Source organism: Carboxylicivirga sp. M1479, from assembly GCF_007097485.1.
Taxonomy (GTDB): Bacteria; Bacteroidota; Bacteroidia; order Bacteroidales; family Marinilabiliaceae; genus Carboxylicivirga.
Genome location: NZ_VKDE01000002.1, coordinates 87,801 through 111,907 on the forward strand (window position 1 = coordinate 87,801; position 24,107 = coordinate 111,907).

The following is a 24,107-nucleotide window of genomic DNA, read 5'->3' on the forward strand; positions in this document are numbered from 1 at the left end:
TTAAAACTTTATATAATGAAAGTAGAGGATTACAAAGTTCTTTTAGTTGATGATGAGCCTGATATACTAGAGTTTGTCAGTTATAACATGCGAAAAGAAGGCTTTCAGGTATTAACGGCGAATAATGGACAAGAGGCTATTGCTATTGCGGAGGCCGAATTACCAGAGTTGATTATTTTGGATGTGATGATGCCAGAAATGGATGGAATTGAAACGTGCGAGGAAATGAAAAAGATTCCTGCTCTAAAGAATTCTATCATTGCGTTTCTAACCGCCAGAGGAGAGGATTATTCTCAAATTGCAGGTTTTGATGCCGGAGCAGATGATTATATAACAAAGCCTATTAAACCTAAGGTGTTGATATCACGCGCCAAAGCTTTGCTGAAAAGATATAGGTCAGGAGATGAAATGCCAGAAACAAATGAAAGCCACATCATTAAAATAGGCGATCTAACCATTGATCGTGAGCGCTATTTGGTAATTAATGCCGGCGAAGAGTTAATTCTGCCTAAAAAGGAATTTGAATTGCTTGTTTTATTAGTTTCTAAGCCCGAGAAAGTTTTTACGCGTGATGAAATATATAATACTGTTTGGGGCGATAACATTATTGTTGGAGATCGAACCATAGATGTTCATATTCGTAAGTTACGCGAGAAAATAGGACAAGATCATATTAAAACCATTAAAGGAGTAGGTTATAAATACGTTGTTTAATACCTGATTTATCAAAACAATATACTTGTTATAAAAATTGGTCTACAATTGCAATTTCCTTACATTTATCCTTGTCTTATAAAAAACAAGGTATTTATTTTGCTGTCTTAATTTGCAAAGCTATGTATATGAGAAATTTATTTACAATTATTGCTGTTGTTGGTCTTTTGGTAACAGTTGGATGTAAAGATAAACCAACCAAGAAACCTCAAAAACCAGTAAAAACAGCTGTTGTTCAGAAGCCTGTTGTTAAAGACACGGTTAAAAAAGTGGTTGAAAAGCCAAAAGTTAAGCCTGCTCCTCCAAAACCTGCCGACAAATACTTTTTAATTGCAGGAAGTTTCGCCAGCATGGATAATGCCAATGTTTTTAAAACAAAGTTGATTGCCGATGGCTATAATGCACAGGTAATCGAACGTCCAGGTGGCCCCAACGGAGAGTTTTATAAGGTAGCTTACAAAGGATTTTATGATAGAAAAGAAGCTTATGCCGAGTTAAGAACTGCTCGAAATAGTGAAGATCATAGTGATGTGTGGTTACTGGTAAAAAAATAAAATAAGGCAGCTCTCGGTAGCTGCACCCCAATAAAAAATACAACCATTTTGCGAATCGTAATACTCATTACGATTCGCAAAATGGTTTTTTTGTACCTGCCAAAATAACTTATGGTTAAGTACATTGTTCGTTCCACTGCCGTGTTTTTGACAAATGATGAATTAAGCTTATATTACCATATCTATGCTATTTGTTTTTATAGCAGTGGTTTAGTGTTGGGTCAATAAAATATTTGCAGCATGAAGTCAGAACATTACTACCACCTTATACGGAGAGCTGGTTTTGGTTCCAAACTAGAATTGGAAGAAGCGCTTAATGATGATCGCGAACAAGTTGTTGCACGCCTTTTCGAAGAAAAGGCAAAGGTGGAACCATTGCTAATCGATTACCCTAAGCTTACTCAAGAGGAAATAAGGAACCTAAATGAAGTACAGAAAAAGGATTTACAGAAGCTAAATCGGAAAAAGATTGCGGAGCATAACATGGCTTGGCTCAATCGAATGGTGTATTCAGATAGTTTTTTGCGCGAACGAATGACCTTTTTTGGTCCACACTTTTTGTTACTTCAGGCAAGAATATTCGCTTTGTTGAATCCTTTAATAATACACTAAGAAACTATGCCTTGGATGATTTCAAGATATTGATAACAGCAGTGTCAAAGGAAGCCAATATGCTTAGTTATCTCGATAATAACAAAAACAAAAAGCAATCGCCCAACGAGAACTTTGCCCGTGAGCTGATGGAACTTTTTACCTTGGGACGCGATGTGCTCTATTCCGAACAAGATATTAAAGAAGCTGCCAGGGCTTTTACAGGCTGGCGATATAACGCCGAGGGTGAGTTTATTAATGTTAAGAGGCAGCACGATGACGGTGAAAAGCTTTTTTTGAATCAAAGGGGGAATTTTGACGGCGATGATATCATTCGCATTCTACTGGAACAAAAGGAATGTGCCTATTATTTGTGCACACGAATTTATAAGCATTTTGTCAATGATGAGGTCGACGAGGGTAATGTTCAATCAATGGTTAAAGAGTTTTATCCTCACTATAATATTGAAGCGCTGATGCGTTTTGTATTTAACGCTAACTGGTTTTACTCCAACAATAATATCAATGCCAAGATTAAGTCTCCCATTGAATTATTGGTTGGTTTAAATCGCCTGATTCCTTATCGTGTTGATAAACCCAAACAACTTATTATGGTGCAGCGAATGCTGGGGCAGGTGCTGCATGAACCGCCCAATGTTGCTGGGTGGCCAGGTGGAAAAGAATGGATCGATAGCAATACGCTTATGACGCGACTACGCTTGCCATCTTTGCTTTTGAACGGGGGCATGATTGAGTCAGACCTACCAATGGAGGCCAACGAAAAAGAACGAAAACGAAAAAAGGCACTATTGAAAGTCAGTGTTGATTGGGATTATTTAAGCGCTGCCCTATCGTTGTTAGATAATTTTATGCTCAATGAAATTGTGATTGGTGAGCAGCCAAAGGCATCGGTCAAAGCAATTGTTGAAGAAGATGACATTCAGAAGTATCTGTTAAAACTCATTTCTATACCTGAATATCAAATGTGTTAATCAAGCCCAACTGCCATGAAAAGAAGAAATTTTATAAAGACAAGTTTTGTTGCTGGATCAACACTGATGATACCTGGTTTTTTACAGGCTCTTAATAAAGAAACTGTAGGGCAGGGGAATAACAAGTTGATTGTGATACAATTGTCAGGGGGTAATGATGGGCTCAACACTTTTGTGCCTTATCGCAATGATTCTTATTACAATTTACGACCCAATATTGGCCTTTCAGCTAAGGAGTTAATTAAATGCGATTCAGAAATGGCTTTTCATCAGTCCTTGGCTCAGCTGGCCAATATGTTTGATAATGGAGAAGTAAATATTATTAACCAAGTTGGCTACCCCAATCAAAATAAATCTCATTTTAGGGCGAGCGATATTTGGTTGTCAGCCAGTGGGGCGAATCAATATTTGCAAAGCGGTTGGTTGGGACGTTACCTTGATGCTGAATGTACTTACCCCCATGCTGCAATTCAGTATGGTGTTCATAAGTCCTTGGCTTTAAAAGGTAAAAAGGGCTTGGGCATGGTTTTAACAAACCCGCAACAGCTTTATAATTTCAGTAACGAGCCATTTTTGAAAGCTTTGGCCAGCTCCCCTGCATCTAATAAGACAGATGTTGGCTTTTTATATAAGACCCTGGTGAATACACAACAATCTGCTGATTATCTATATCATACATCCAGGCAATATAAAAGCATAGTTGATTATCCCAAGTCCAAATTTGGGCAGTCATTAAAAGTAATAGGTAGCTTAATGGCTTCTGGCATTCAAACCAATGTATTTTATAATGAGATAGGTGGTTTTGATACTCACTCTAATCAGCTTAACAGACAGAAACAACTTTTATTGCAGTTAGATGAAGGATTAAAGGCATTAAAGGATGACCTAAAAGCTTCGGGTAACTGGAATAATACGCGAATATTAATCTTTTCAGAATTTGGTCGTCGTATAAAAGAAAACGGAAGCAAGGGAACTGATCATGGCAAAGCGAACAACGTTTGGCTAATAGGTGGCGGATTAAAGAAACCGGGTTTCTACAATTCGCCGAGTAACTTGGATATGCATAGTAATAACGACCTTTTACATACGGTTGATTTTCGATCAATTTACGCCAGTGTTATACATCAATGGTTAAAAGCCGATTACCGATCAATTATTGGACGTGATCATCAGCCAATGGATGTGCTATAAAACTGCAGCGAATAATAACTTTAACATCAATTTCGTTTTATTTATCTTTGGGCCAAAATTAGCGGAATGATTAGAAAGGAGCTTACTCAAATTTTTGATGCATTTGATAAGATGCACATACTGATTATTGGTGATGTAATGGTAGATTCATACCTATGGGGTGATGTCAACCGTATTTCGCCGGAGGCTCCCGTGCCTATTTTGGCAACTACCGAAAGAGAAAATCGACTTGGTGGAGCTGCTAACGTAGCATTAAATATTCAGTCTTTGGGAGCAACACCAATTATGTGTTCCGTTATTGCCAACGATGAGGCTAGCAATATCTTTATGCAGCTTTTAGATAAGCATCAATTACCATCTCAGGGAATTATTTCTTCGGGAAGTAGAAAGACGACTGTAAAAACACGCATCATTAGTCAGAATCAGCATTTGTTACGTATTGATGAGGAAGAGAATACACCTTTGGATACGGTTCTGGAGAAGAAATTACAAGCCCATATCGAGGATTTATTGAATACTTATAAGATTGATGCCATTATTTTCGAAGATTATGACAAAGGTGTACTAACACCATCCACGATAGAAAAAACCATTGCTTCAGCTCAAAATAAGGGAATACCGACTTTGGTTGACCCCAAAAAACGAAACTTTCTGGCATACGGTGGTGTAACATTTTTTAAGCCAAACCTTAAGGAGTTTAATGAGGGTGCTAAAGTGGAATTGAATGGCAGTGACAAGAGTAAGCTGGTGAAGGCAGCACGAACTTTTGTTGAGACGCATAATATCCATCATTTTATGGTGACGATGGCAGAGAAGGGGGTAATGATTCTCAATCAAAAGGGGCATCATTTTATTCCGGCCGAAGTTAGGGATATAGCCGATGTTTCTGGTGCAGGAGATACCGTGATAAGTGTAAGCGCATTGTGTTTAGCGTCTGGCTTAGAAGAAAAATTAGTGGCCGGAATAGCTAATTTGGCTGGGGGCTTAGTGTGTGAGCATCCGGGAGTTGTATCTATTGATAAGCATGAGTTACTTGAGGAGTGTTTTGTGAAACTAAGTAATTAAGCACATTAAAAATGTAACATCAGCTATTTTTGTGCGTAGCTAGCCTATATGTTTGAGAAAGTTTTAACTTTGGCTTTCTGAAAATAATTAACCATTTTGTAGCCCCTTAACTTCAATATTAAAAAACACCATCATATGGCGAAAATCATTGCTTTAGCAAACCAAAAAGGAGGAGTTGGAAAAACAACAACAGCGATCAATCTGGCAGCTAGTTTGGCTGTTTTAGAATATAAAGTATTAATTGTTGATGCTGATCCACAGGCTAATGCTACTTCAGGACTAGGTTTTGATTTGCGAGAGGTTGAGAACAGCATCTATGAGTGTATTATAGACGGGACAGATCCTAAACAAGCTGCACTACAAACGGAAATAGAGCATTTGCATGTTTTACCATCGCATATTGATTTGGTTGGTGCAGAAATAGAAATGCTGAATTTGCCAGATAGAGAAAAGGTATTAAGCAAGGTGTTGGAGCAAGTGCGCGATCAATACGATTTCATCTTAATTGACTGTTCTCCATCCTTAGGCTTGATTACAGTAAATGCATTATCGGCAGCCGATTCTGTTATAATACCAGTTCAGTGTGAGTATTTTGCATTGGAAGGGCTGGGTAAACTTTTGAATACAATTAAAATTATTCAAAGCCGTTTAAACCCTGAGTTGGAAATTGAAGGTTTCTTGTTAACGATGTTTGATTCGCGCTTGAACTTATCAAATCAAGTGGTGGAAGAAGTGCAACGTCATTTCCAAGACATGGTTTTTGAAACACTGGTATCACGAAATATTAAATTAAGTGAGGCGCCAAGTTATGGTAAGGCCGTGGTAATGTATGATGCAACTTCAAAGGGAGCCATTAATTACTTGAATTTGGCTCGTGAATTATTAAAGAAGAATAATTTGTCGGAGAAGAAATAATTATTCTCTGACTTACACATAAAAAGAACAAACGATAAATAATAAGATGGCAAGAAAGAGCGCTTTAGGACGTGGATTGGGAGCATTAATTGAGAATGCAGATGAGGTAACTCAAAGAAGAGAAACCAAGCCAGCAGCATCAATTAACGAAATTGAGATTGATAAAATTGAGGTTAATCCATGGCAGCCACGTACTAAATTTGATGAGGAGCGTTTGCTTGAGCTATCAGAATCAATAAAGCAAATAGGTATTGTTCAACCATTGACTTTACGTCAGATTGGACCTAATAAATACCAGCTTATTGCAGGTGAGCGTCGTTACCGTGCTTCGAAATTAGCCAGTTTGGAAAAAGTGCCAGCTTATGTTCGTACGGCCGACGATGATACCATGTTGGAAATGGCTTTGGTTGAGAATATTCAACGCGAAGACCTGGATCCAATAGAAGTAGCGATTAGTTATCAACGATTAATTGATGAATGTAAGCTAACGCAAGAAAGCATGTCGGAGCGTGTTGGTAAAAAACGATCGACGATAGCTAACTATTTGCGTTTATTAAAATTACCAGCCGAAGTACAGTTAGGACTTGTTGAAAAACACATTAGCATGGGGCATGCCCGAGCCATTGTTAGTGTTGAAGATTCAAATGCTCAACTAATGATTTTTGCCGAAACCATCAAAAATGACCTGTCTGTGCGTAAAGTTGAACAGATGGTGCGTGATTTAAATAATGGTGGTGAGGAGAAAAACCCTGTCAAATCGAAAAAAAATCTACCTAAAGAGTACGAGGCATTGAAGTCTCAGTTGTCTACTTTCTTTAGAACGAATATCCAATTTTCAAGAGCTGATGATGGAAAAGGAAAAATTGTTATTCCATTTGGTTCAGATGAAGATTTGGAAAAAATTATCAGCATTTTGGATAAAGCAAAATAATAGCAGTTTATTTGCTTTAAATACCATGAGATTTGACCGTAACAAATAAATATTACTGGCTATGGTGCTGTGTAGCACTTTTCTTTTTGTCATTGCCTCTTACAGCGCAACGGACTGAGGAGTTTGTGTCGCAAGGTGATACAGCAATATTAAAAGGTGTTGTGGTAGATACTCCTGTTGTTGAGAAAAAGCATTCGCCGCACAAAGCATCTTTCTATGCTGCTATCTTGCCTGGTATGGGGCAGGCCTACAATAAAAAATATTGGAAGATACCCATTTTATATGCTGGTATTGGAGGTGTTGCTTACGGTATTCATTTCAATACCAAGTACTACAATAAGTATAAAGCAGCTTATCGCGATTTTGTAATTCGTGACCCAGGGAATAAAAGTTATCTGGAATTTATACCACCTAACCTAAGCGAAGAGCAAATTTATGGCGAATATGAGCAGTGGTTTGAAGAGGCATTGAATAGTAAGAAACAATACTATCGTCGTTATCGCGATTTAAGCTACATTGGCATGATAGGCCTTTATGTTTTGCAAATTGTTGATGCTTCTGTTGATGCTCATTTTAATAATTTCGATATCAGTGATGATTTGTCGATGCAGGTGCAGCCATCTATGATGCCTCCTGTGCCTGGTGATTTTGCGGGAGTTGGCCTGCAATTAAAATTTAAATTTTAGCGTTTATGCAAAAGGTGAAAGAACTGGCTTTATTGGCCTGTATGATGGTGTTGGGTTTAATTGTAAACGCCCAAAGTGATGTTGATTCTATCCCTCAAATTGATACGCCACCATATTTAGAAGAATGTTTAGATAGCTTGGTTAATCAGTGGTATATCAGCATGGAATCTGATGAAGTCAACTTTAGATCAGACCGCACTAAGCCCGTTGGTAAGTTACCCGATTCGGTTTATATCAAACGCATCGAAGCCATTAGCTCGCCAATGCCTTATACTTATAATTCCATTGTGCGAGGTCATATTGAATTGTATACCATCAGACGACGCGAGTTGGTTCAACGCATGTTAGGCTTATCGGAATATTATTTCCCAATGATTGAGCATGAGTTAGATGCCCGTCAGATGCCATTGGAGTTAAAGTATCTGCCAATCATCGAATCGGCTCTAAATCCAAAAGCTTATTCACGTGCAGGTGCATCGGGTTTGTGGCAGTTTATGTATTATACAGGTAAGCAATATGGCTTAAACATTAACTCGTATGTTGATGAGCGTCGCGATCCATATAAATCAACAGTGGCGGCCATTGATTTTTTAGATGATTTGTATGCCATTTATAAGGATTGGTTTTTGGTAATTGCCGCTTATAATTGTGGTCCTGGAAACGTTAATAAAGCGATTCGCCGATCAGGAGGTCATCGCGATTTTTGGAAAATATATTATCATCTGCCTAGAGAAACCCGTGGTTATGTACCAGCATTTATTGCAGCAACCTATGCGTTTATGTATGCTCATGAGCACGATATTGTTGCCGTACCTCATAGCTTGCCTGTGGTAACCGACACAATTGCCATTCATCAGCCCTTGCATTTTAAGCAGGTGGCTGCCATGTTAGATGTTAATGTTGATTATTTACGAAGCCTCAACCCGCAATATCGAAAAGACCTTATTCCATCGGGCAACGATTTTGCCCTGCGTTTGGCTATTAATGATGCCTCAGATTTTGCGGCTATTGAAGATTCAATTTATGCTTACAAGCGTGACACCTACTTTGTACATGGTAAGTCAACCGTAAAACCTGAGTACACAACTTATACGCCTGATACGCCAAAAAATAAGGCCACTGTTTATTATACCGTAAAGTCGGGTGATGCCATTGGTTTAATTGCCGATTGGTACGATGTAAGAACATCGGATTTGCGCTATTGGAATAATGTCAGTAGAAACATGATACGTGTGGGACAGAAACTTAGGGTTTATGTACCTCGCGATAAAACGGAATATTACGGACGAATTAATGATTTGTCTTACTCAGAAAAACAGAAGTTAAGCAGTAAGAGTGTGACCAGTAATTCGTCAAAGCCGAAAAAGAATGAACCCATTGAAGCAGGGTATGATTATTATACCGTTCGATCGGGTGATAACTTGTGGACGATTGCTAAAAAGTACACTGGAATATCCAATAAGGATATTATGCAATTAAATGGCTTGTCAGAATCGTCCAAACTATGGGTTGGTCAGCGTTTGAAAATCAGACCAAAATCATAGTGGTTTAAAAATATGATAAAACTAAAGGGGTGGATATAACAAACATAATATTCGCCCCTTATTCTTTTGTTAAAAGATAATTGTTATTTTAGAACAAACTGAAAATCAATGAAGCAGCAATTTCGTATTTATATCTATTTTACCTTGATATTTGCGTTGGCTTTTTGTTTAGTACGTTATGTCCAGTTTCCTTTTGATCCTGCAAGCTGGCGTTTAAAGTCCTTTGAAGAAGTTGTTGTGGTTGATGTGGATAGCACAGCCAAATTATCAGAGCTAGATGTTGATTCTGAAGTTGTTCAGCCTGTGCCAATCGAGAAAGATACAGTTATAACCAAGGAATTTTTAAGTTGCCCATCACAATTTCTGAAGCAGCTAAATCGTTTAAATGCGGCGCTTCAACAAACATCTACAAGCAATAAAAATATACGCATACTGCATTATGGCGACTCTCAAATTGAGGGAGATCGTATTACAGCCTATTTGCGTGAGGCTTTTCAAAAACGTTATGGTGGAAGTGGCCCAGGTTTAATTACCGTGTTCGATCCTCAGCGTATTAATCCATCTGTCTGGTTAGATAATAAAGGAGAGTGGAAGATTAGTACAGTGTATAATCGCAAGCATCGCATTGCTGATAAATCGTATGGTTTAATGGGGCAAACGGCTTCCTTAGATGGTTCTTCCTATGGTATTTTTAAGATTAGTGCTTCTCATTGGGCCGAGGAACATGCCTCTCACTATCAAAAGGTCAGGTTATTTATTGCTCCACATACCGACAGTTTAAATATTAAAGGCACGATAAAAGATACAGAAGTAATAAATGATGTTTTGCCACCCTCAAGCGCTCTGACCGAAATCAACTGGGAGTTTGAGCAACTATCGCCCACGATAAAGTTTGAACTTAATAGTTTAGGGAGGGTTCACATTTTAGGCTGTGCCCTGGATAGCATTAATGGCGTATCGGTTGATAATATTGCCTTACGAGGACAAAGTTCTCCTCTACTGCATCGTACCAATGGTGATTTATATAAAGCCATGAGCGAACACATGGATATTGGTATGGTTATTTTTCAGTTTGGTGCTAATATTATTCCAACGGTTGCTCCTAATTATCATTTCTATAAAGTGCAGTTGTCAAAGCAATTCAAATTTTTACAAGAGTATTTGCCCAATGTGCCCGTAGTTGTTGTTGGCATTTCAGATGCAGCACACATTAATGAGGGGCAATTAAGCTCTTATCAACACCTTAGCCGAATACGTGATGCTCAAAAGGCTATAGCTTTAGAGTTCAAATTTGCCTTTTTTGATCTTTATCAGGCTATGGGAGGTGAGGGATCCATCATTAAATGGACGGAGAAAAATCCTCCTTGGGCCTTGACTGATTACTTGCATTTTTCGCGAAGAGGTGGAAAAGAGGTTGCTGCTTATCTTTCTAAAGCATTGTGGCAGCACATTGAACAGCCGCAGTCATCTGATACTTGTTTGTTTACCGAAAGTCACAAGCCATGTCTGATATATTAAAAAGAATAGTTGACCAATCGGATATATTCCTGTTTACCCATGCGGCTTTTTGGGTGTTTTTTGCTTTTGTTTTATTGGTGAGTGTTTTGGTAGCCAATAAAAGAATGCTTAGAATCGCTTTCCTGTTTGTCACAAGTTTGTTTTTTTACTATAAAACAGGGGGATATTTTTTTAGCTTGCTCGTATTCTCAACGCTAGTTGATTATAGCATCGGCTTGTCAATTCATGCCGCTCAAAAACGTTTGTGGCGTAAAGTATTCGTTAGCGTCAGTATTCTACTTAACCTAAGTGTACTGGTTTATTTCAAATACACTTATTTCTTTGGCGATGTCCTAGCCCAAATTAGGCAAATAGATATACCTGTTTATGACTTCCTGGCTGCAGGTGTTAATCAACTTTTTGGTACCTCGTTTAGCATTGATAAGATTGTATTGCCGGTTGGCATTTCCTTCTTTACCTTTCAAACCATTAGTTATAGTATTGATGTTTATAGGGGGGAAGTAAAGCCAGTGAAGAATATTATCGACTTTGGTTTTTATGTCTCGTTTTTTCCTCAATTAATAGCAGGTCCTATTGTAAGGGCCAAGCACTTTATTCCGCAAATATATCGAAAGCTTGTTTTGTCAGAAAAGTGGATTTGGTGGGCGATTTTACTGATATTAGGTGGGCTGTTTAAGAAAATGGTTATTTCAGATTTTGTATCGGTTAACTATGTTGATCGGATTTTTGAACATCCAATAGCCTACTCTGGATTTGAAATATTAATCGCCATTTATGCTTATGCCTTACAAATTTATTGTGATTTTTCTGGTTATACCGATATCGCTTTAGGAGTTGCCTTGCTTTTGGGTTTTCGCTTACCCAAAAACTTTAATCATCCATATCAGGCAAAGTCCTTAAGTGATTTTTGGCGTCGTTGGCATATTAGTTTATCCCTTTGGCTTCGTGATTATCTGTATATTCCATTGGGGGGAAGTCGTAAAGGGTATATTAGAACATCCATTAACTTAATGCTGACGATGTTATTGGGTGGCCTATGGCACGGTGCTGCACTCAAGTTTGTTATTTGGGGTGGTTTACATGGTTTGGGTTTAGGCGTGAATCGCATGTTGACTAAAGTTTTTACCTCGAATAATTGGGTTGTATCCACCTTGGGATGGTTCGTAACATTTAATTTTGTTGTGTTGACATGGATTGTATTTCGAGTTGATTCAATGCAAAATTCACACATTATGGTCGATAGGCTTTTTCGTGCTTTTACTCCTTATGACCTGATGAATGTGATTAGCTCAATGCCCTACTTATTTGTTTTGTTAGTAGTTGGCTATGGTCTTCACTGGATGCCTGATAAACTACGTGCTTACCTTAAAATACGCTTTGTGAAATCTCCAATTGTATTAAAAATAATTGTTAGTGCCATTGTTTTATATGGCATCTATTCCCTGCACGAAAACACCATTTTACCATTTATTTATTTCCGTTTCTAAAGGAACTTATCCTAAGCATAAATGATTAGTGGATAATGAAATGGCAATTGCCAAAAGTCATTTGTTATGCTAATGCTAAAACGGTATATTTATGAGGTAATTTCAAACCCATGAAACAGTCTTTACTATTATCCATACTCATACTATGGCTTTTACCTCACTTTAGTGAAGCACAACATTTTCATTTTAAGCAATATTCTCTGGAAGAGGGTTTGCCACAATCGGAGGTGACTGCGTTGGAGGAGGATCAATTTGGTTACTTATGGCTTAGTACCAATGGAGGAGGTTTGTGTCGTTTTAATGGTAAAACCTTTGAAGTCTTTACCAAGAAAGATGGGCTGTTTGATAATATTATTTTAGGCATACTGCATGATCGCAATTATAACCTGTGGATTGCTAGTCCTAAGGGCATTCAAAAATACGATGGTCGTAATTATCTATCTGTAATTGAATCAGACACTACACTTTTTAGCGATAATGTTGAATTCTGTGAAACCTTGGATGGTACCGTATGGTGTTTGGCAAGAATGATTTCTGGTGGCAGGAGATTATATAAGTTTCAAAATAATAAGGTTGAAAATGTATCTGAACGATTTGCCGATCAGTTAAATAATACGGGGTCTGTTAACAAAATATTGCCCAACAATAAAGATGGCCTACTGATTGCTACGTCTCGACAATTGTTTATTTATAATAATGATCAGCTCAGTGAGTATGTCAATCCTGAAGGGGCACGTGATGACCTCATGCAGTTTCCATTATTTCGAGATCGAAATAATAACCTTTGGTTGAGTTTGTTTGGTCGTAATAACGAGCGTGAGTTGGTAATTCATATCGAAGGTAAAGGCGAAAAAGTTATTACTCTACCCGAAGAACTTAGGGGTGAAACCATTTTTAAAGGTTTTCAGGATCGTGAAGGAACTTATTGGTTTTTGGTCGAAAATGGAGGGGTTTTTCGTTTAAATAAAAAGAGTGGCTGGCAAGTGTTTAATAAACAAAATGGGCTGCCTATTAATGTGGTATTTAATATTCTTCAAGATGCCGAGGGTAACATTTGGTTAGGAACATTGGGTGCAGGATTAGTTAGATATAGTGGTAATTTGTTTCTATCCCTTAATCGCAGTAATGGCCTAAGCGATGATATTATTCGTGCCATATATCAAGACTCAAAGGGTGTTTATTATTTTGCAGATGGAGAGGGCGGTTTTAGTACTTTAAATGGTAGAAATATTACGCGTTATGACAAGGAAGATTTACCCGATTTAGCCGCAGTTAAAGAATTTTATGAGCTGCCTAGTGGTAAAATATTATTAGCAACAATCAATGGTTTATGGGAGTTTGATGGACAAGATGTTTATCCTGTGAACGAACGGTATGGCTGGAAAAAGACCATCCCTCTTAGTGATATTGCTGTGCAAAATGATACTTTGTTCTTTTCAACTTATAAATACGGATTGATAAAGAGCTATAAAGGGAATGCAACCTTTTATAACACCTACAATGCAAACATGCAAGATAATACCATTTTTCACATGCTATTCGATAGTAAAAATCGTTTATGGATGTCGACAGGTAGAGGCATAATCTTATATGACAAAGGTAAGTTTACTCAATTTATTGAAGGGCAGCAAATAGGATCGTCATACATATTGCAAGCAGCTGAGGACAAACTGGGGAATATTTGGTTTGCCACGTTTACAGATGGTCTATTGCGTTACGATGGTAGTAACTGGACAGTATTTGATAGTGATAAAGGTTTGTCAGGCGACAATATTTATTCCATTATCGCCGATAGAAAGGGTGATATATTTGCTGGTGCTCAAAATGGTATAGATAAACTATCAATTTCTTCATCTGGCGAAGTAATAGGAGTTGAGCATTATGACAAACATGATGGTTTTGTGGGAATAGAAAATAATGGTACCGCCAACTTCATGGATAAAGATGATAATCTTTGGTTTGGAACAATTAAAGGAGCCATGCGCTACAACCCAAAGGAAAGGCGGATAAATTTTCTAGCGCCAAATATTTATATCAGGGATATTGAATTGTCATACACGCAACCCGATTGGGAAGCCAAGAAATATAAAAGTGCTTTTGATTCGATAGTTCCTTGGTTTAATATACCCAATCAACTCAGCTTGTCGAGCAACGATAATAACATTTCGTTTAAGTTTGATGCTCTGTGCTATTCTGTACCCGAGAAAATAAAATACCGCTGGCGCTTGGAGCCTTTGGAAACAGAATGGATTGAAGGAGACATTAATACTGTGGCTTATCCCTCATTGCCGTCGGGCGACTATACTTTTAGAGTAAGTGCTGCCAATAATAGTAATATATGGAATGATGAAGGGGCTATTTATAAGTTTAGTATTCATCCAGAATGGTATAGAACAGCTTCTTTCCGAGCATTAATCATCATGTTAATACTTGGCTTATTTGGGGCTTTAATAATATCGTGGCAACAGCGTACCAAAACCTTACGCTTTGAATTAGAAACGCTTATTAATGCTAAAACCAAAGAGATTAGTGATAAAAAGAAGGAGATTGTTAGTCAGAATAAACAGTTGAGCCAGCAAAACATAAAAATTGAGAAGCAAGCTCAATCAATTTCCAATGCTCTTAATGATCTAGAGAAATTAACAGAAATAGGAAAAATATTGACTGCCAATTTGTCAACCGATAACATTTTGAATCTAGTACATCAGGCGGTGAGTAAAATGATGGATACCTATTTGTTTGGCGTTGGTTTGTATAAGCAGGAGACTAACTCTTTAGATTTTGACAACGTTATATTAAATGGCGAGCGCATGCCGTTTATTACCTTTCCACTTGATGATGTAGAGCGTTTATCCATCCATAGTTTAATTAAGGATAAAGAAGTTTTTATTAACGACTTTGATGTTGAGTACAAGAATTACGTTCAGGAAATAAGGCCCGTTCCAGGAGATATTAACAGCCAGTCAATTATTTATATCCCGTTGAAAGTAAATGAGGCGCCTTTTGGTGTTATAACCGTGCAAAGTGCAAGTAAAAAGGCATACAGCTCGTATCATTTATCGTTTCTGCGAAATATTAGTATGTATACTAGCATTGCTTTGGAAAATGCAAAAGCGTTTAATCAACTCGAAGCTCAGCGCCAATCATTAGAAGAAGTCAATAAAAATGCTTTTGAGCAGAACCAATTAATATTGCAGCAACAAGCCGATGTTGATCGTTTAAACGATGAAAATAATCATTTGATTAGCTTATTTACAAAGGAAATTGAACGTCCGATAACATCATCGATACAATTAATCAATAGTATTAAAAATGAGGAGGGTATTGATGAAAATGAAAAGGATGAAGCGCTGCAGTTTGCTTTTGATGCTTTGTGGCAAATTAAAGAAATGGTTAATCAGGTAAGTGAAATCAAACACTTGGAAACGAGTGACTTTAGTGTGGTAAATACACCCTTATCTATTCAGGCCTTAATGAAGGAGGTTGTTACACAATATCAAAATAAACTGGATGAGAATGAAATAGAGGTTAAATGGGAGATGGATGAGGTAATTTTATCTAGCGATTATTCGATCTTAGAAAAAGTAATCTCTAACTTATTTTCCAATGCAATTAAGTTCTCTCCTATTGGTACTTCCATTACACTATCGGCTCGGTCTCATGAAGACAAAATTGTAATAGGTGTGACAGATGAGGGATGTGGTATTAAGCAGGAGGATATACCGTTCTTATTTTCAAAATATAAGAAACTACCTGGTTCAGGTGCTCGAAACAGGGTATCTTCTGGTTTGGGCTTATACATTGTTAAGCGCTATGTTGATAGCATTGGAGGTACAATAGAGTGCGATAGCATATTAGAGCAAGGCACTACTTTTAAAGTATATCTGCCAAAGTAAAAAATGGCAACATTTTTGATGTGTCAGTCATCTAAAATTTAACGACTATGTTTTCATCAAGTTTATTATTTATTTTCATATTCTTTTTGGCTTTGAGCTGGCTTGTTAGTTCACGACTGAAAAGTAAGTTTAAGGCTTACTCACAAATTCCAATTAATTTTGGAATGACAGGTAAGGAAGTCGCCGAAAAGATGTTGTATCAAAATGGTTTAATGAATGTGCAGGTTAATTGTGTAAGTGGGCAATTAAGTGATCATTATAACCCATCCAATAGAAGTATTAATTTAAGCCCCGATGTTTATAACGGGCGCAGTGTTGCCTCTGCAGCTGTTGCTGCTCACGAAACAGGCCACGCTGTACAGCATGCGAAAAGTTATGCTTTCCTTGAGTTTAGATCGGCATTGGTGCCAGTACAAAATATAAGTGCCAAGGTGCTTAATTTTATGTTTATAGCCATGTTTATTGGGGCCTTTGCTTTGCCGGGCATGATTAGCTATAATTTAGCACTGCAAATAATAATTGCCTGTTATGGAGTATTTACTCTGGCCGCTTTTATTACCCTGCCAGTCGAAATTGATGCCAGTAGAAGAGCATTAGCCTGGTTAAATACGGCTGGCATTACTACACAAGAAACACATGGAAAAGCCAAAGATGCACTTAAATGGGCTGCCTATACATATGTGGTGGCTGCCTTATCGGCACTGGCTACCTTACTTTATTATGTGATGCTTTTTGTTGGTAATAGAGATTAAAGAAAAGCGATTGAAATAATACAAGAGCAGAGTTGATTTAATTGACTCTGCTTCTTTTTTTATTGATGGTAGTAGTTGTAATCCTTTAGCACGGTGTTCAAGAATTCTTTTGCAGGTTCTTTGGTTGTGATGTTCATCTTTTTGAGTACTACTTCTTTTGTTTTAATAACTAAGGGATGAGGAGCCCCAATAGAACTGTATTCGTTATTTTTATTCGCGATAATCAAAACCTCCTTAATGGTCTGCATGTCTAAATCAGACAGTTTACTAACCTCTGGATAGATTGGTTGATAGTCGGCTTCTATTTGCACAAAGGCTGTTTGGTTGAGGCTGCCTTTAGGATTAATTTTTAATACGGTTGTTTTGGCTACAATGTCGCCAACGCGTTGACCCTTGCCGCCAATAATAATGGTTAATAAACCTACCAAAACACCTCCAATTGGTAAGCTAAAGTCTACCAAGCGAAATATCCAGCGTAAAAAGCAATCAATAAAGCGTAGTTCGCCTCCATCAATTTTCGAAGCTTTTATCTTTAGCATCATTTTACCAAAGCTCTGGCCATTTAAAAAGGCTTCGCACAACAGATGATAAAAGATAACTGGTAAGAAAAAAAGACTTATCCACCATTCAGGTTCACGGTCAAATACGGCAAAGGCGAAGATTATAATTAGGATGTAGATAAATTGTATAAAACCATCAATAATGTAGGCAAATATGCGATCGCCAACACTGGCTAATTGATAATCAATAGATACATTTTGGGTTGTAGAAATGCTTAAATTCTCCATGTTGGGCTTCAGAATAGATGCGAATCGATAATTAGATAATCAAAAGTAGCAAAATAAGTTTTTTATGTGTAAAAAAATTCATTTATTCGCAAGGCTCAGGCAGCAACCCTATGAAAGAAATCACGTTTATAAATCGAAACCAGGCTCGCTGGGGAGAATTTGAAAAGCAACTAAAAAAGCCGTCAAAGATTAATCCGGATACATTGGCCGATCAGTTTATTCAGTTGACGGACGACTTGGCTTTCGCGCGTACTTTTTATCCACGAACGCACACTCTTGCCTACCTTAATAGCTTATCGCAAAAAGCTCATCAGGAAATTTATCGTAATAAACGCGAAAAGGGTAGCCGAATACCGTCTTTTTTTAAAACCGAACTACCATTAGTTTTACGATCTGCCAGGCCATACTTTATTATATCTTTTTTTGTGTTTATGGCTTCGTGGGCATTGGGAGTTGTATCGTCGCTTACCGATATTGAATTCGTTCGAACGATATTAGGCGATACTTATGTCAATATGACTTTGGATAATATTGAAAAGGGCGACCCAATGGCTGTGTATGGCCAAATGGGCGAAATGCCCATGTCTTTCTATATTATCTTTAATAACGTTACTGTAGCTTGGCAAGTGTTTTTATATGGTTTTTTAACTCCCCTTGGAGCTATTTATCGTTTGTTCTTTAATGGGGTAATGGTAGGTGCTTTTCAGGCTTTTTTCTTTGAGAAGAACTTGTTAGGGGTCTCTACTTATGCCATTATGATACATGGAACCCTCGAGTTGTCGGCCATTGTATTGGCTGGTGGAGCTGGTATAATGCTCGGAAAATTTTTACTCTTTCCTGGCACGTATCCACGCAAGGAATCTTTTATACATGGATCGGTAGTAGGTGTTAAAGTGATGATACCTATAACGATTGTGTTTTTTATTGCAGGCTTGTTAGAGGGATTTGTTACCCGACATTATAATACAATTGATAATTGGCTTAATGTGCTAATCATTGCTGGTTCTATGCTGGTTATTGTTTGGTACTTTTTTATATACCCCAGCATTGTATACTCAAAATTTAAAAATAAATGACTGAACTTAAATTCAATCAGAAGAGAGATTTTAGTAGTGTAATAAACGCTGCATTCGAATTTTATAAACAGGAGGGTGTTTTGTTTGCAAAAACAATGATAAGCTATACCGGTATTCCCATTGTTTTAATGATCTCCATGTTAGTTTACATGGTAATGCAAGCGGTAAACGGACAGTTTGCGAATGTTGTGAATGCACCTGATTTTTCTAGTTTAGCCAATTTGTTTGTGCCTTTATTCTTGTTGATAGTGCTTGGTATAATTGTTCAAATTATGGTGGTTGCAGCTAGCTATGGTTACATAAAAGTCTATCACGAAAAGGGGAAAGGTAATTTTTCAATGTCAGATGTTGGTTCACAGATTACGCGCAACTTCTTTCCAATTATTGGTTATACGTTTGTTATATCCATACTAATTATGGCTGGTTTTGTTTTCTTTTTCTTGCCAGGTATTTATTTTGCTATTATTCTAAGTTTGATTTACCCCATCATGTTTATCGAAGACAAAGGATTGGGTAAGAATTTTAATCGTTGCTTTCAAGTAATAAGAAATAATTGGTGGGCAACATTTGGTGTGCTTCTTGTGGCATCTATTTTAGTAGGTATTGTGGGTAGCATTATCAGTGTGCCATTGCAGTTTTACGTTCAGTTTAAAATACCAATGATAGCTCAATCAGGAGACTGGGGATCCTTAAACTTACCATTTGTTATTATAACCTACTCCTTATTAATTGTATTGTCTATTTACCTGCGATCTTTTGTTTACGTAGTAACGGGGCTGCAATATTTTAGTCTTAACGAAAATGAGGGATCAAGTACGATTATGGATCGCATCAATCAAATAGGAACAGAGAATACATCTGAAACGACTAAGCTTTAAGGAAATAGTGAGTTTTATAAAATATCTGATAAATATACTTGTATTTGCCCTAACACAAACCATGTTGGCAGATGTGCACGAATTAGCGGTTCAGGATTCCGTTGAGGCTTGGGATAATAGTATGGTAGACTATCGATGTCCATCGGCTGATACGATTAGTTACTATAAAGCATTACCCGAATATCAATACAGTGTAAATGCCGATGCACTAACCTGGTGGCAAAAACTATGGGGTTGGTTACTATCCTTTATTAAAATTAGCGATGGCACTTTGAGTTTATTTGGTTGGATCATCTTAATTCTGGGAGTCGCTGCTGTTGTTTTTATCATTGTTAAATTGTTAGGTATTCCTATAAAAGGATTGTTTGTTTTCTCGAAATCAACAAAGGTTACACAACTAAAATTTGGCTTGGATAATGCCAACATTGAAACGGAAGAACTGGAAAAACTGTTAAAAGCCTTTGTTAAAAACATGGCTTATCGTGAGGCAACTCGCACCTTGTTCCTATTGTGTTTAAGAGAGCTGCATCGCAGCGATCATATTCAGTGGAATGTTTATAAAACAGATCGCGACTATTATTACGAAGTAAAAGACCAATCTATACAAAAGCAGTTTAAAAGCATCATTAGGCAATACGAATTTGTATGGTATGGTAAGTTTGATATTGGGGAAGTAGAATACATGCCGATACAACATGACTTTGAGTTTTTTATAAAACGAATTAAACAACAAAGAATAAAGTAATGGGAGGGGTATCATCAAATAGAATACTGATTATAGCCATGTCTTTTATTGTGCTACTTGTTGTTTTTGTATTGGCCAACTCGCCTAAGTCAATCGACTGGTCGCTTAGCTTTTCAAAGCAGGATACAAAACCCTTTGGCTGCCAGTTGCTCTATGAGTTATTGCCAGAGCTTGTTGATGAAACAAAGATCCAAACATCGCATGGTACCTTTAATTCCTTTTTTAGCGATGATACTTTGACATCTGCCAATTTGATTGTTATCAATAATCATTTTGCTCCTGAAGACGAAGATATAGGCCGTTTATTATCCATGTTAGATAACGGCCATCAAGTGTTTTTATCGGCCAGTTCAATTTCTGATACCATCAGAAGTTTATTTTCTATCGATTATAGAGAACAATATGGAGGCGGTAGTTTCTTTCTCGATTCTGTTAGCTTTAATCTGGCCAATCGTAAGCTAAGGACTCATTTGGGTTATTGGTATAAGAAGGGTGTGTCAGATAACTACTTTACCTCTTACGATACATTACGAACATCAGTCCTTGGTATCAATAATAATGGTAAAACCAATTTTGTAAAGATTAAACAAGGGCATGGGAATTTGTTTCTCAACTTAAATCCAACGGCTTTTACCAATTATAATTTATTGGTACACGATAATTACGAATATGCTTTTAAGTGCTTGTCGTACCTGCCCAATCAAGCTACAGTATGGGATGAGCACTATAAATACAAATATTTAACGGGCCAAATTTCAGATGATGGCAGCCGATCTATTCTGAGTTTTATTTTAGACCGTACACCCTTGCGCATAGCTTGGTATGTATTTCTTATAGGCGTGTTTATCTTCTTTGTATTTGAATCGGCACGCCGACAAAGAGTAGTACCCATAGTAAAAGCACCCGTTAATAGTACCGTCAGTTTTATTGAAACAATTGGGCGTTTGTATTTTAGTCGGAAAAACCATTTGGATATTGCTCAAAAACGCTTTCGTTATCTGCAAGAGTTTATCAGAGCTAAATATTACATTAATACTTCCGAAGCTAATGAGGATTTTTACCAGCAGTTATCGGATAAGACAAGTATACCTATTAGAACCGTAAAACAACTGTTTGAATTAGGCAATAACCTGAGTCTGATGAAGAGGATTAGTGAAGAGGATTTGGAGCAGTTCAACAGGCGAATAGAGTATTTTTATGAACAGTGTAAATAAATTTTAAGATATGGACCAACAAACTCAAACACCATTCGAAAACCGTTTACCCTTAGAAGAGCTAAATCATTCTTCGTTTCGTATTCGTAACGAGATTAATAAAATAATTGTTGGGCAGGAAAAAGTGCTCGATCTATTATTAACTGCTGTAATTGCGAATGGTCATGTGCTTATTGAGGGTGTTCCAGGCGTTGCTAAAACAATGATGGCGAAGTTATTGTCCAAATCAATCTCATCGGACTTTTCGCGTATCCAGTTCACGCCCGATTTAATGCCATCTGACGTGTTGGGAACCATGGTTTTTAACACAGGCAAATCGGAGTTTGAGTTTAACAAAGGGCCTATCTTTTCAAATTTAGTATTGATAGATGAGGTCAATAGAGCTCCCGCAAAAACACAGGCTGCCTTATTTGAAGTGATGGAAGAGCGACAGGTAACTATTGATGGCACAACTCGTCCGATGTCGCCGCCATTTTTAGTGATGGCAACTCAAAACCCTGTAGAGCACGAAGGAACGTACCGATTGCCAGAAGCTCAACTTGATCGTTTTCTCTTTAAAATAAAGGTAGATTACCCGAATTTGGAACAGGAAGTAAGCCTGCTTTCAAACGCTCAAAGCCGCGAAGATAAAGATGAGTTAAGCCAGATATCGGCGGTTGTCACAGGGGAAGAAATTGTGAAGTATCAAGAAATGGCTTCCAAAGTTATTGTTGAAGATGATTTGTTGCGTTATATCGCTCAAATTGTTGATAAAACACGTAACCATGCAGCCTTGTTCTTAGGAGGGAGTCCGCGTGCTTCATTGGCCATTTTGAGTGCTGCAAAAGCCTATGCTGCTCTTGAAGGAAGAGACTTCGCCACTCCTGACGATATTAAAACGGTTATTTTACCAGTACTAAATCATCGTGTTATTCTAACTCCAGAAAAAGAGATGGAGGGTGTGAAGCCCGAGGTTGTGATACAACAAATAATTGACTCAGTTGAGGTTCCACGCTAAGCTGTACTGAATGAAAATTAATATTAGAAAGCACGTTTATTTTAGTCCCTTGTTCTATTACGCCATGGGTGCTGTCATCTTTTTTTTGGCATTAGGGCAATTTGGTGCTTTGTTTTGGCAGCTTGGGTTGATGAGCCTTGGCCTTTTCATTTTGCTTTTTGTTGTAGAGTGCTTACTATTATTTGTTAAGCCAAAGGGAACTTTCGTTGCCAAGCGTCGTTTGGATGAACGATTTTCGAATGGAGACGATAATACAGTTCAATTAGAGCTGAGTAATAAATTCCCTTTTCCTGTTAAAATAACCATTATTGATGAGTTGCCACATCAATTTCAAAAGCGTGATTTTGAATTATCAATGCGCTTAAAACCTGGTCAAACCAAAACGATTGACTATTCTTTGCGTCCTGTTACACGTGGCGAATACCGATTTGGTTACCTCAATGTATTTATAAAATCGCCTCTAGGCCTCGTTGAGCGACGTATGCAGTGCGATCAGCATCGCTTGGTTAAGGTGTATCCTGCTTTTAAAGAAATGCGTCAATTTGAGATGATGGCTATTTCAGACCGTTTAACTGAGGTTGGTATTAAAAAGATTCGTCGTATTGGTCATCAAATGGAGTTTGATCAAATACGCGAATACACCAAAGGAGATGACTACCGAACGATTAACTGGAAAGCGACCGCGCGCAAAAGCAGTTTAATGGTTAATCAATACCAGGATGAAAAATCGCAACAAGTTATTTCCATTATCGACCTGGGGCGAACAATGAAAATGCCTTTTGAGGGTATGACTTTATTGGATTATGCCATTAATGCCTCTTTGGTATTATCTAAAATAGCCATGCTTAAACAAGACAAGGCAGGCTTGGTAACATTCAATAATGAAATTCAAACAGTTGTTCCTCCTCAGCGCAATAGCAAGCAGATGCAGGTTATTATGGAGGCATTGTATAAGCAGAATACCTTGTTTCAAGAGCATAGTATGCAGGCCTTGTATACAACGCTTCGCCGAAAGCTTCATCAGCGTAGTTTATTGGTTATTTATACTAACTACGAAAGTTTGAGCGCCGCTAAACGACAGTTGCCTATGTTGCAAAAGCTGTCCAATGAGCACATGGTTGTTGTTGTCTTTTTTGAAAATACCGAGTTAAAGCAACTCACAAGTGCGAAAGCCAATGATATGGAGGGCATCTACATTAAAACCATTGCCGAAAAGTTTGCCTACGATAAGAAGCGAATTGTACTTGAGTTGGAACGTTATGGAATACATTCGGTTATTACGGCACCAGAAAACTTAACGGTTGAAACCATTAATAAATACCTGGAACTAAAAGCCCGCGGATACATTTAAAGGTATTATCCGATTTTAGTTTCTACCTTGTTTATTACTTCCATTTGCTTCAGATCTGAACTGACAATAATCATCTATTCGCTATTTTTAGCTTTCATTTTGACGAACTGACGTTTTTTGAGGGTTATTAATTAAAATGCTTTGAGTTAAGCATGGACTATTCTTACAATTTTGCTAAAAAAAGCCCATAACTTTATACGTGTGAAAAACACATTGTTTGTC

General features: G+C 37.5%; 19 protein-coding genes and 1 pseudogene. 19 read left to right on the forward strand and 1 reads right to left on the reverse strand.

All coding sequences use genetic code 11. The features are described from left to right. The first annotated feature begins 15 nt into the window (after nucleotides 1-15). The 13 genes and pseudogenes from FNN09_RS02165 to FNN09_RS02230 all read left to right on the forward strand — a co-directional run bounded on the left by FNN09_RS02165 (nucleotide 16) and on the right by FNN09_RS02230 (nucleotide 16,836). Nucleotides 16-714, forward strand: a complete 699-nt coding sequence (locus tag FNN09_RS02165) for a response regulator transcription factor (protein WP_143299831.1) — start codon at nucleotides 16-18, stop codon at nucleotides 712-714. Between the two features lie 128 nt (nucleotides 715-842). Then, nucleotides 843-1,268, forward strand: a complete 426-nt coding sequence (locus FNN09_RS02170) for an SPOR domain-containing protein (RefSeq protein ID WP_185968819.1) — start codon at nucleotides 843-845, stop codon at nucleotides 1,266-1,268. A gap of 240 nt (nucleotides 1,269-1,508) precedes the next feature. Beyond that, nucleotides 1,509-2,851, forward strand: a pseudogene (locus FNN09_RS02180) (DUF1800 family protein). 15 nt (nucleotides 2,852-2,866) lie between these two features. Then, entirely contained in the window at nucleotides 2,867-4,042 is a 1,176-nt protein-coding gene (locus FNN09_RS02185; protein WP_143299835.1) for a DUF1501 domain-containing protein, read from the forward strand. A gap of 66 nt (nucleotides 4,043-4,108) precedes the next feature. Continuing rightward, entirely contained in the window at nucleotides 4,109-5,107 is a 999-nt protein-coding gene (locus FNN09_RS02190; protein ID WP_143299836.1) for a bifunctional heptose 7-phosphate kinase/heptose 1-phosphate adenyltransferase, read from the forward strand. Nucleotides 5,108-5,242: 135 nt separating this feature from the next. Continuing rightward, on the forward strand, nucleotides 5,243-6,022 hold the full coding sequence (locus FNN09_RS02195) for a ParA family protein (protein ID WP_143299837.1): 780 nt from the start codon (nucleotides 5,243-5,245) through the stop codon (nucleotides 6,020-6,022). Nucleotides 6,023-6,068: 46 nt separating this feature from the next. Continuing rightward, nucleotides 6,069-6,953 carry a ParB/RepB/Spo0J family partition protein gene (locus FNN09_RS02200; RefSeq protein WP_143299838.1) on the forward strand — a complete coding sequence of 295 codons (885 nt, stop codon included), beginning with the start codon at nucleotides 6,069-6,071 and terminating at the stop codon, nucleotides 6,951-6,953. 32 nt (nucleotides 6,954-6,985) lie between these two features. Beyond that, a complete protein-coding gene (locus FNN09_RS02205) occupies nucleotides 6,986-7,639 on the forward strand; it encodes a DUF5683 domain-containing protein (protein ID WP_143299839.1) in 654 nt (217 codons plus the stop codon). 5 nt (nucleotides 7,640-7,644) lie between these two features. Next, nucleotides 7,645-9,183, forward strand: coding sequence for a lytic transglycosylase domain-containing protein (locus FNN09_RS02210; RefSeq protein WP_143299840.1), 1,539 nt, complete (start codon nucleotides 7,645-7,647; stop codon nucleotides 9,181-9,183). Nucleotides 9,184-9,291: 108 nt separating this feature from the next. Next, the gene (locus FNN09_RS02215) at nucleotides 9,292-10,701 is read left to right on the forward strand and encodes a hypothetical protein (RefSeq protein WP_143299841.1); all 1,410 of its coding nucleotides are present in this window, start codon (nucleotides 9,292-9,294) and stop codon (nucleotides 10,699-10,701) included. Further along, nucleotides 10,686-12,188, forward strand: coding sequence for an MBOAT family protein (locus FNN09_RS02220; RefSeq protein WP_143299842.1), 1,503 nt, complete (start codon nucleotides 10,686-10,688; stop codon nucleotides 12,186-12,188). The genes FNN09_RS02215 and FNN09_RS02220 overlap by 16 nt, the downstream gene beginning before the upstream one ends. Nucleotides 12,189-12,298: 110 nt before the next feature. Further along, the gene (locus FNN09_RS02225; RefSeq protein WP_143299843.1) at nucleotides 12,299-16,084 is read left to right on the forward strand and encodes a two-component regulator propeller domain-containing protein; all 3,786 of its coding nucleotides are present in this window, start codon (nucleotides 12,299-12,301) and stop codon (nucleotides 16,082-16,084) included. 47 nt (nucleotides 16,085-16,131) lie between these two features. Continuing rightward, nucleotides 16,132-16,836: a zinc metallopeptidase gene (locus FNN09_RS02230; RefSeq protein ID WP_143299844.1), complete on the forward strand. Its 705-nt coding sequence runs from the start codon at nucleotides 16,132-16,134 to the stop codon at nucleotides 16,834-16,836. A gap of 59 nt (nucleotides 16,837-16,895) precedes the next feature. Here the strand turns inward: FNN09_RS02230 and FNN09_RS02235 are convergent, their stop codons facing one another. Beyond that, nucleotides 16,896-17,624, reverse strand: coding sequence for an RDD family protein (locus tag FNN09_RS02235; RefSeq protein WP_143299845.1), 729 nt, complete (start codon nucleotides 17,622-17,624; stop codon nucleotides 16,896-16,898). Between the two features lie 110 nt (nucleotides 17,625-17,734). On the opposite strand from FNN09_RS02235, the gene FNN09_RS02240 reads away from it, so the two are divergent. Genes FNN09_RS02240 through FNN09_RS02265 form a run of 6 tightly spaced genes read left to right on the forward strand, consistent with a single transcriptional unit; the run spans nucleotide 17,735 to nucleotide 23,885 of the window. Continuing rightward, nucleotides 17,735-18,700 (forward strand): stage II sporulation protein M, encoded by a 966-nt coding sequence (locus FNN09_RS02240; protein ID WP_143299846.1) that lies wholly within the window; start codon nucleotides 17,735-17,737, stop codon nucleotides 18,698-18,700. Continuing rightward, nucleotides 18,697-19,578 (forward strand): hypothetical protein, encoded by an 882-nt coding sequence (locus FNN09_RS02245; protein WP_143299847.1) that lies wholly within the window; start codon nucleotides 18,697-18,699, stop codon nucleotides 19,576-19,578. The genes FNN09_RS02240 and FNN09_RS02245 overlap by 4 nt, the downstream gene beginning before the upstream one ends. A 7-nt stretch (nucleotides 19,579-19,585) precedes the next feature. Next, complete coding sequence (locus FNN09_RS02250) at nucleotides 19,586-20,323, forward strand: hypothetical protein (protein WP_143299848.1); 738 nt, start codon at nucleotides 19,586-19,588, stop codon at nucleotides 20,321-20,323. Continuing rightward, nucleotides 20,323-21,537 (forward strand): DUF4350 domain-containing protein, encoded by a 1,215-nt coding sequence (locus FNN09_RS02255; protein ID WP_143299849.1) that lies wholly within the window; start codon nucleotides 20,323-20,325, stop codon nucleotides 21,535-21,537. Before FNN09_RS02250 ends, FNN09_RS02255 begins: the two co-directional genes overlap by 1 nt. A gap of 10 nt (nucleotides 21,538-21,547) precedes the next feature. Further along, nucleotides 21,548-22,534, forward strand: a complete 987-nt coding sequence (locus tag FNN09_RS02260; RefSeq protein WP_143299850.1) for a MoxR family ATPase — start codon at nucleotides 21,548-21,550, stop codon at nucleotides 22,532-22,534. Between the two features lie 10 nt (nucleotides 22,535-22,544). Further along, complete coding sequence (locus FNN09_RS02265; protein ID WP_221932402.1) at nucleotides 22,545-23,885, forward strand: DUF58 domain-containing protein; 1,341 nt, start codon at nucleotides 22,545-22,547, stop codon at nucleotides 23,883-23,885. Nucleotides 23,886-24,107: the final 222 nt, after the last annotated feature.

Coding starts and splice junctions, on each gene's coding strand:
- FNN09_RS02225 (WP_143299843.1), top strand. CDS start 12,299: ATGAAACAGTCTTTACTATTATCCATACTCATACTATGGCTTTTACCT.
- FNN09_RS02240 (WP_143299846.1), top strand. CDS start 17,735: ATGAAAGAAATCACGTTTATAAATCGAAACCAGGCTCGCTGGGGAGAA.
- FNN09_RS02230 (WP_143299844.1), top strand. CDS start 16,132: ATGTTTTCATCAAGTTTATTATTTATTTTCATATTCTTTTTGGCTTTG.
- FNN09_RS02245 (WP_143299847.1), top strand. CDS start 18,697: ATGACTGAACTTAAATTCAATCAGAAGAGAGATTTTAGTAGTGTAATA.
- FNN09_RS02190 (WP_143299836.1), top strand. CDS start 4,109: ATGATTAGAAAGGAGCTTACTCAAATTTTTGATGCATTTGATAAGATG.
- FNN09_RS02200 (WP_143299838.1), top strand. CDS start 6,069: ATGGCAAGAAAGAGCGCTTTAGGACGTGGATTGGGAGCATTAATTGAG.
- FNN09_RS02185 (WP_143299835.1), top strand. CDS start 2,867: ATGAAAAGAAGAAATTTTATAAAGACAAGTTTTGTTGCTGGATCAACA.
- FNN09_RS02260 (WP_143299850.1), top strand. CDS start 21,548: ATGGACCAACAAACTCAAACACCATTCGAAAACCGTTTACCCTTAGAA.
- FNN09_RS02255 (WP_143299849.1), top strand. CDS start 20,323: ATGGGAGGGGTATCATCAAATAGAATACTGATTATAGCCATGTCTTTT.
- FNN09_RS02210 (WP_143299840.1), top strand. CDS start 7,645: ATGCAAAAGGTGAAAGAACTGGCTTTATTGGCCTGTATGATGGTGTTG.
- FNN09_RS02235 (WP_143299845.1), bottom strand. CDS start 17,624: ATGGAGAATTTAAGCATTTCTACAACCCAAAATGTATCTATTGATTAT.
- FNN09_RS02165 (WP_143299831.1), top strand. CDS start 16: ATGAAAGTAGAGGATTACAAAGTTCTTTTAGTTGATGATGAGCCTGAT.
- FNN09_RS02220 (WP_143299842.1), top strand. CDS start 10,686: ATGTCTGATATATTAAAAAGAATAGTTGACCAATCGGATATATTCCTG.
- FNN09_RS02215 (WP_143299841.1), top strand. CDS start 9,292: ATGAAGCAGCAATTTCGTATTTATATCTATTTTACCTTGATATTTGCG.
- FNN09_RS02170 (WP_185968819.1), top strand. CDS start 843: ATGAGAAATTTATTTACAATTATTGCTGTTGTTGGTCTTTTGGTAACA.
- FNN09_RS02265 (WP_221932402.1), top strand. CDS start 22,545: ATGAAAATTAATATTAGAAAGCACGTTTATTTTAGTCCCTTGTTCTAT.
- FNN09_RS02195 (WP_143299837.1), top strand. CDS start 5,243: ATGGCGAAAATCATTGCTTTAGCAAACCAAAAAGGAGGAGTTGGAAAA.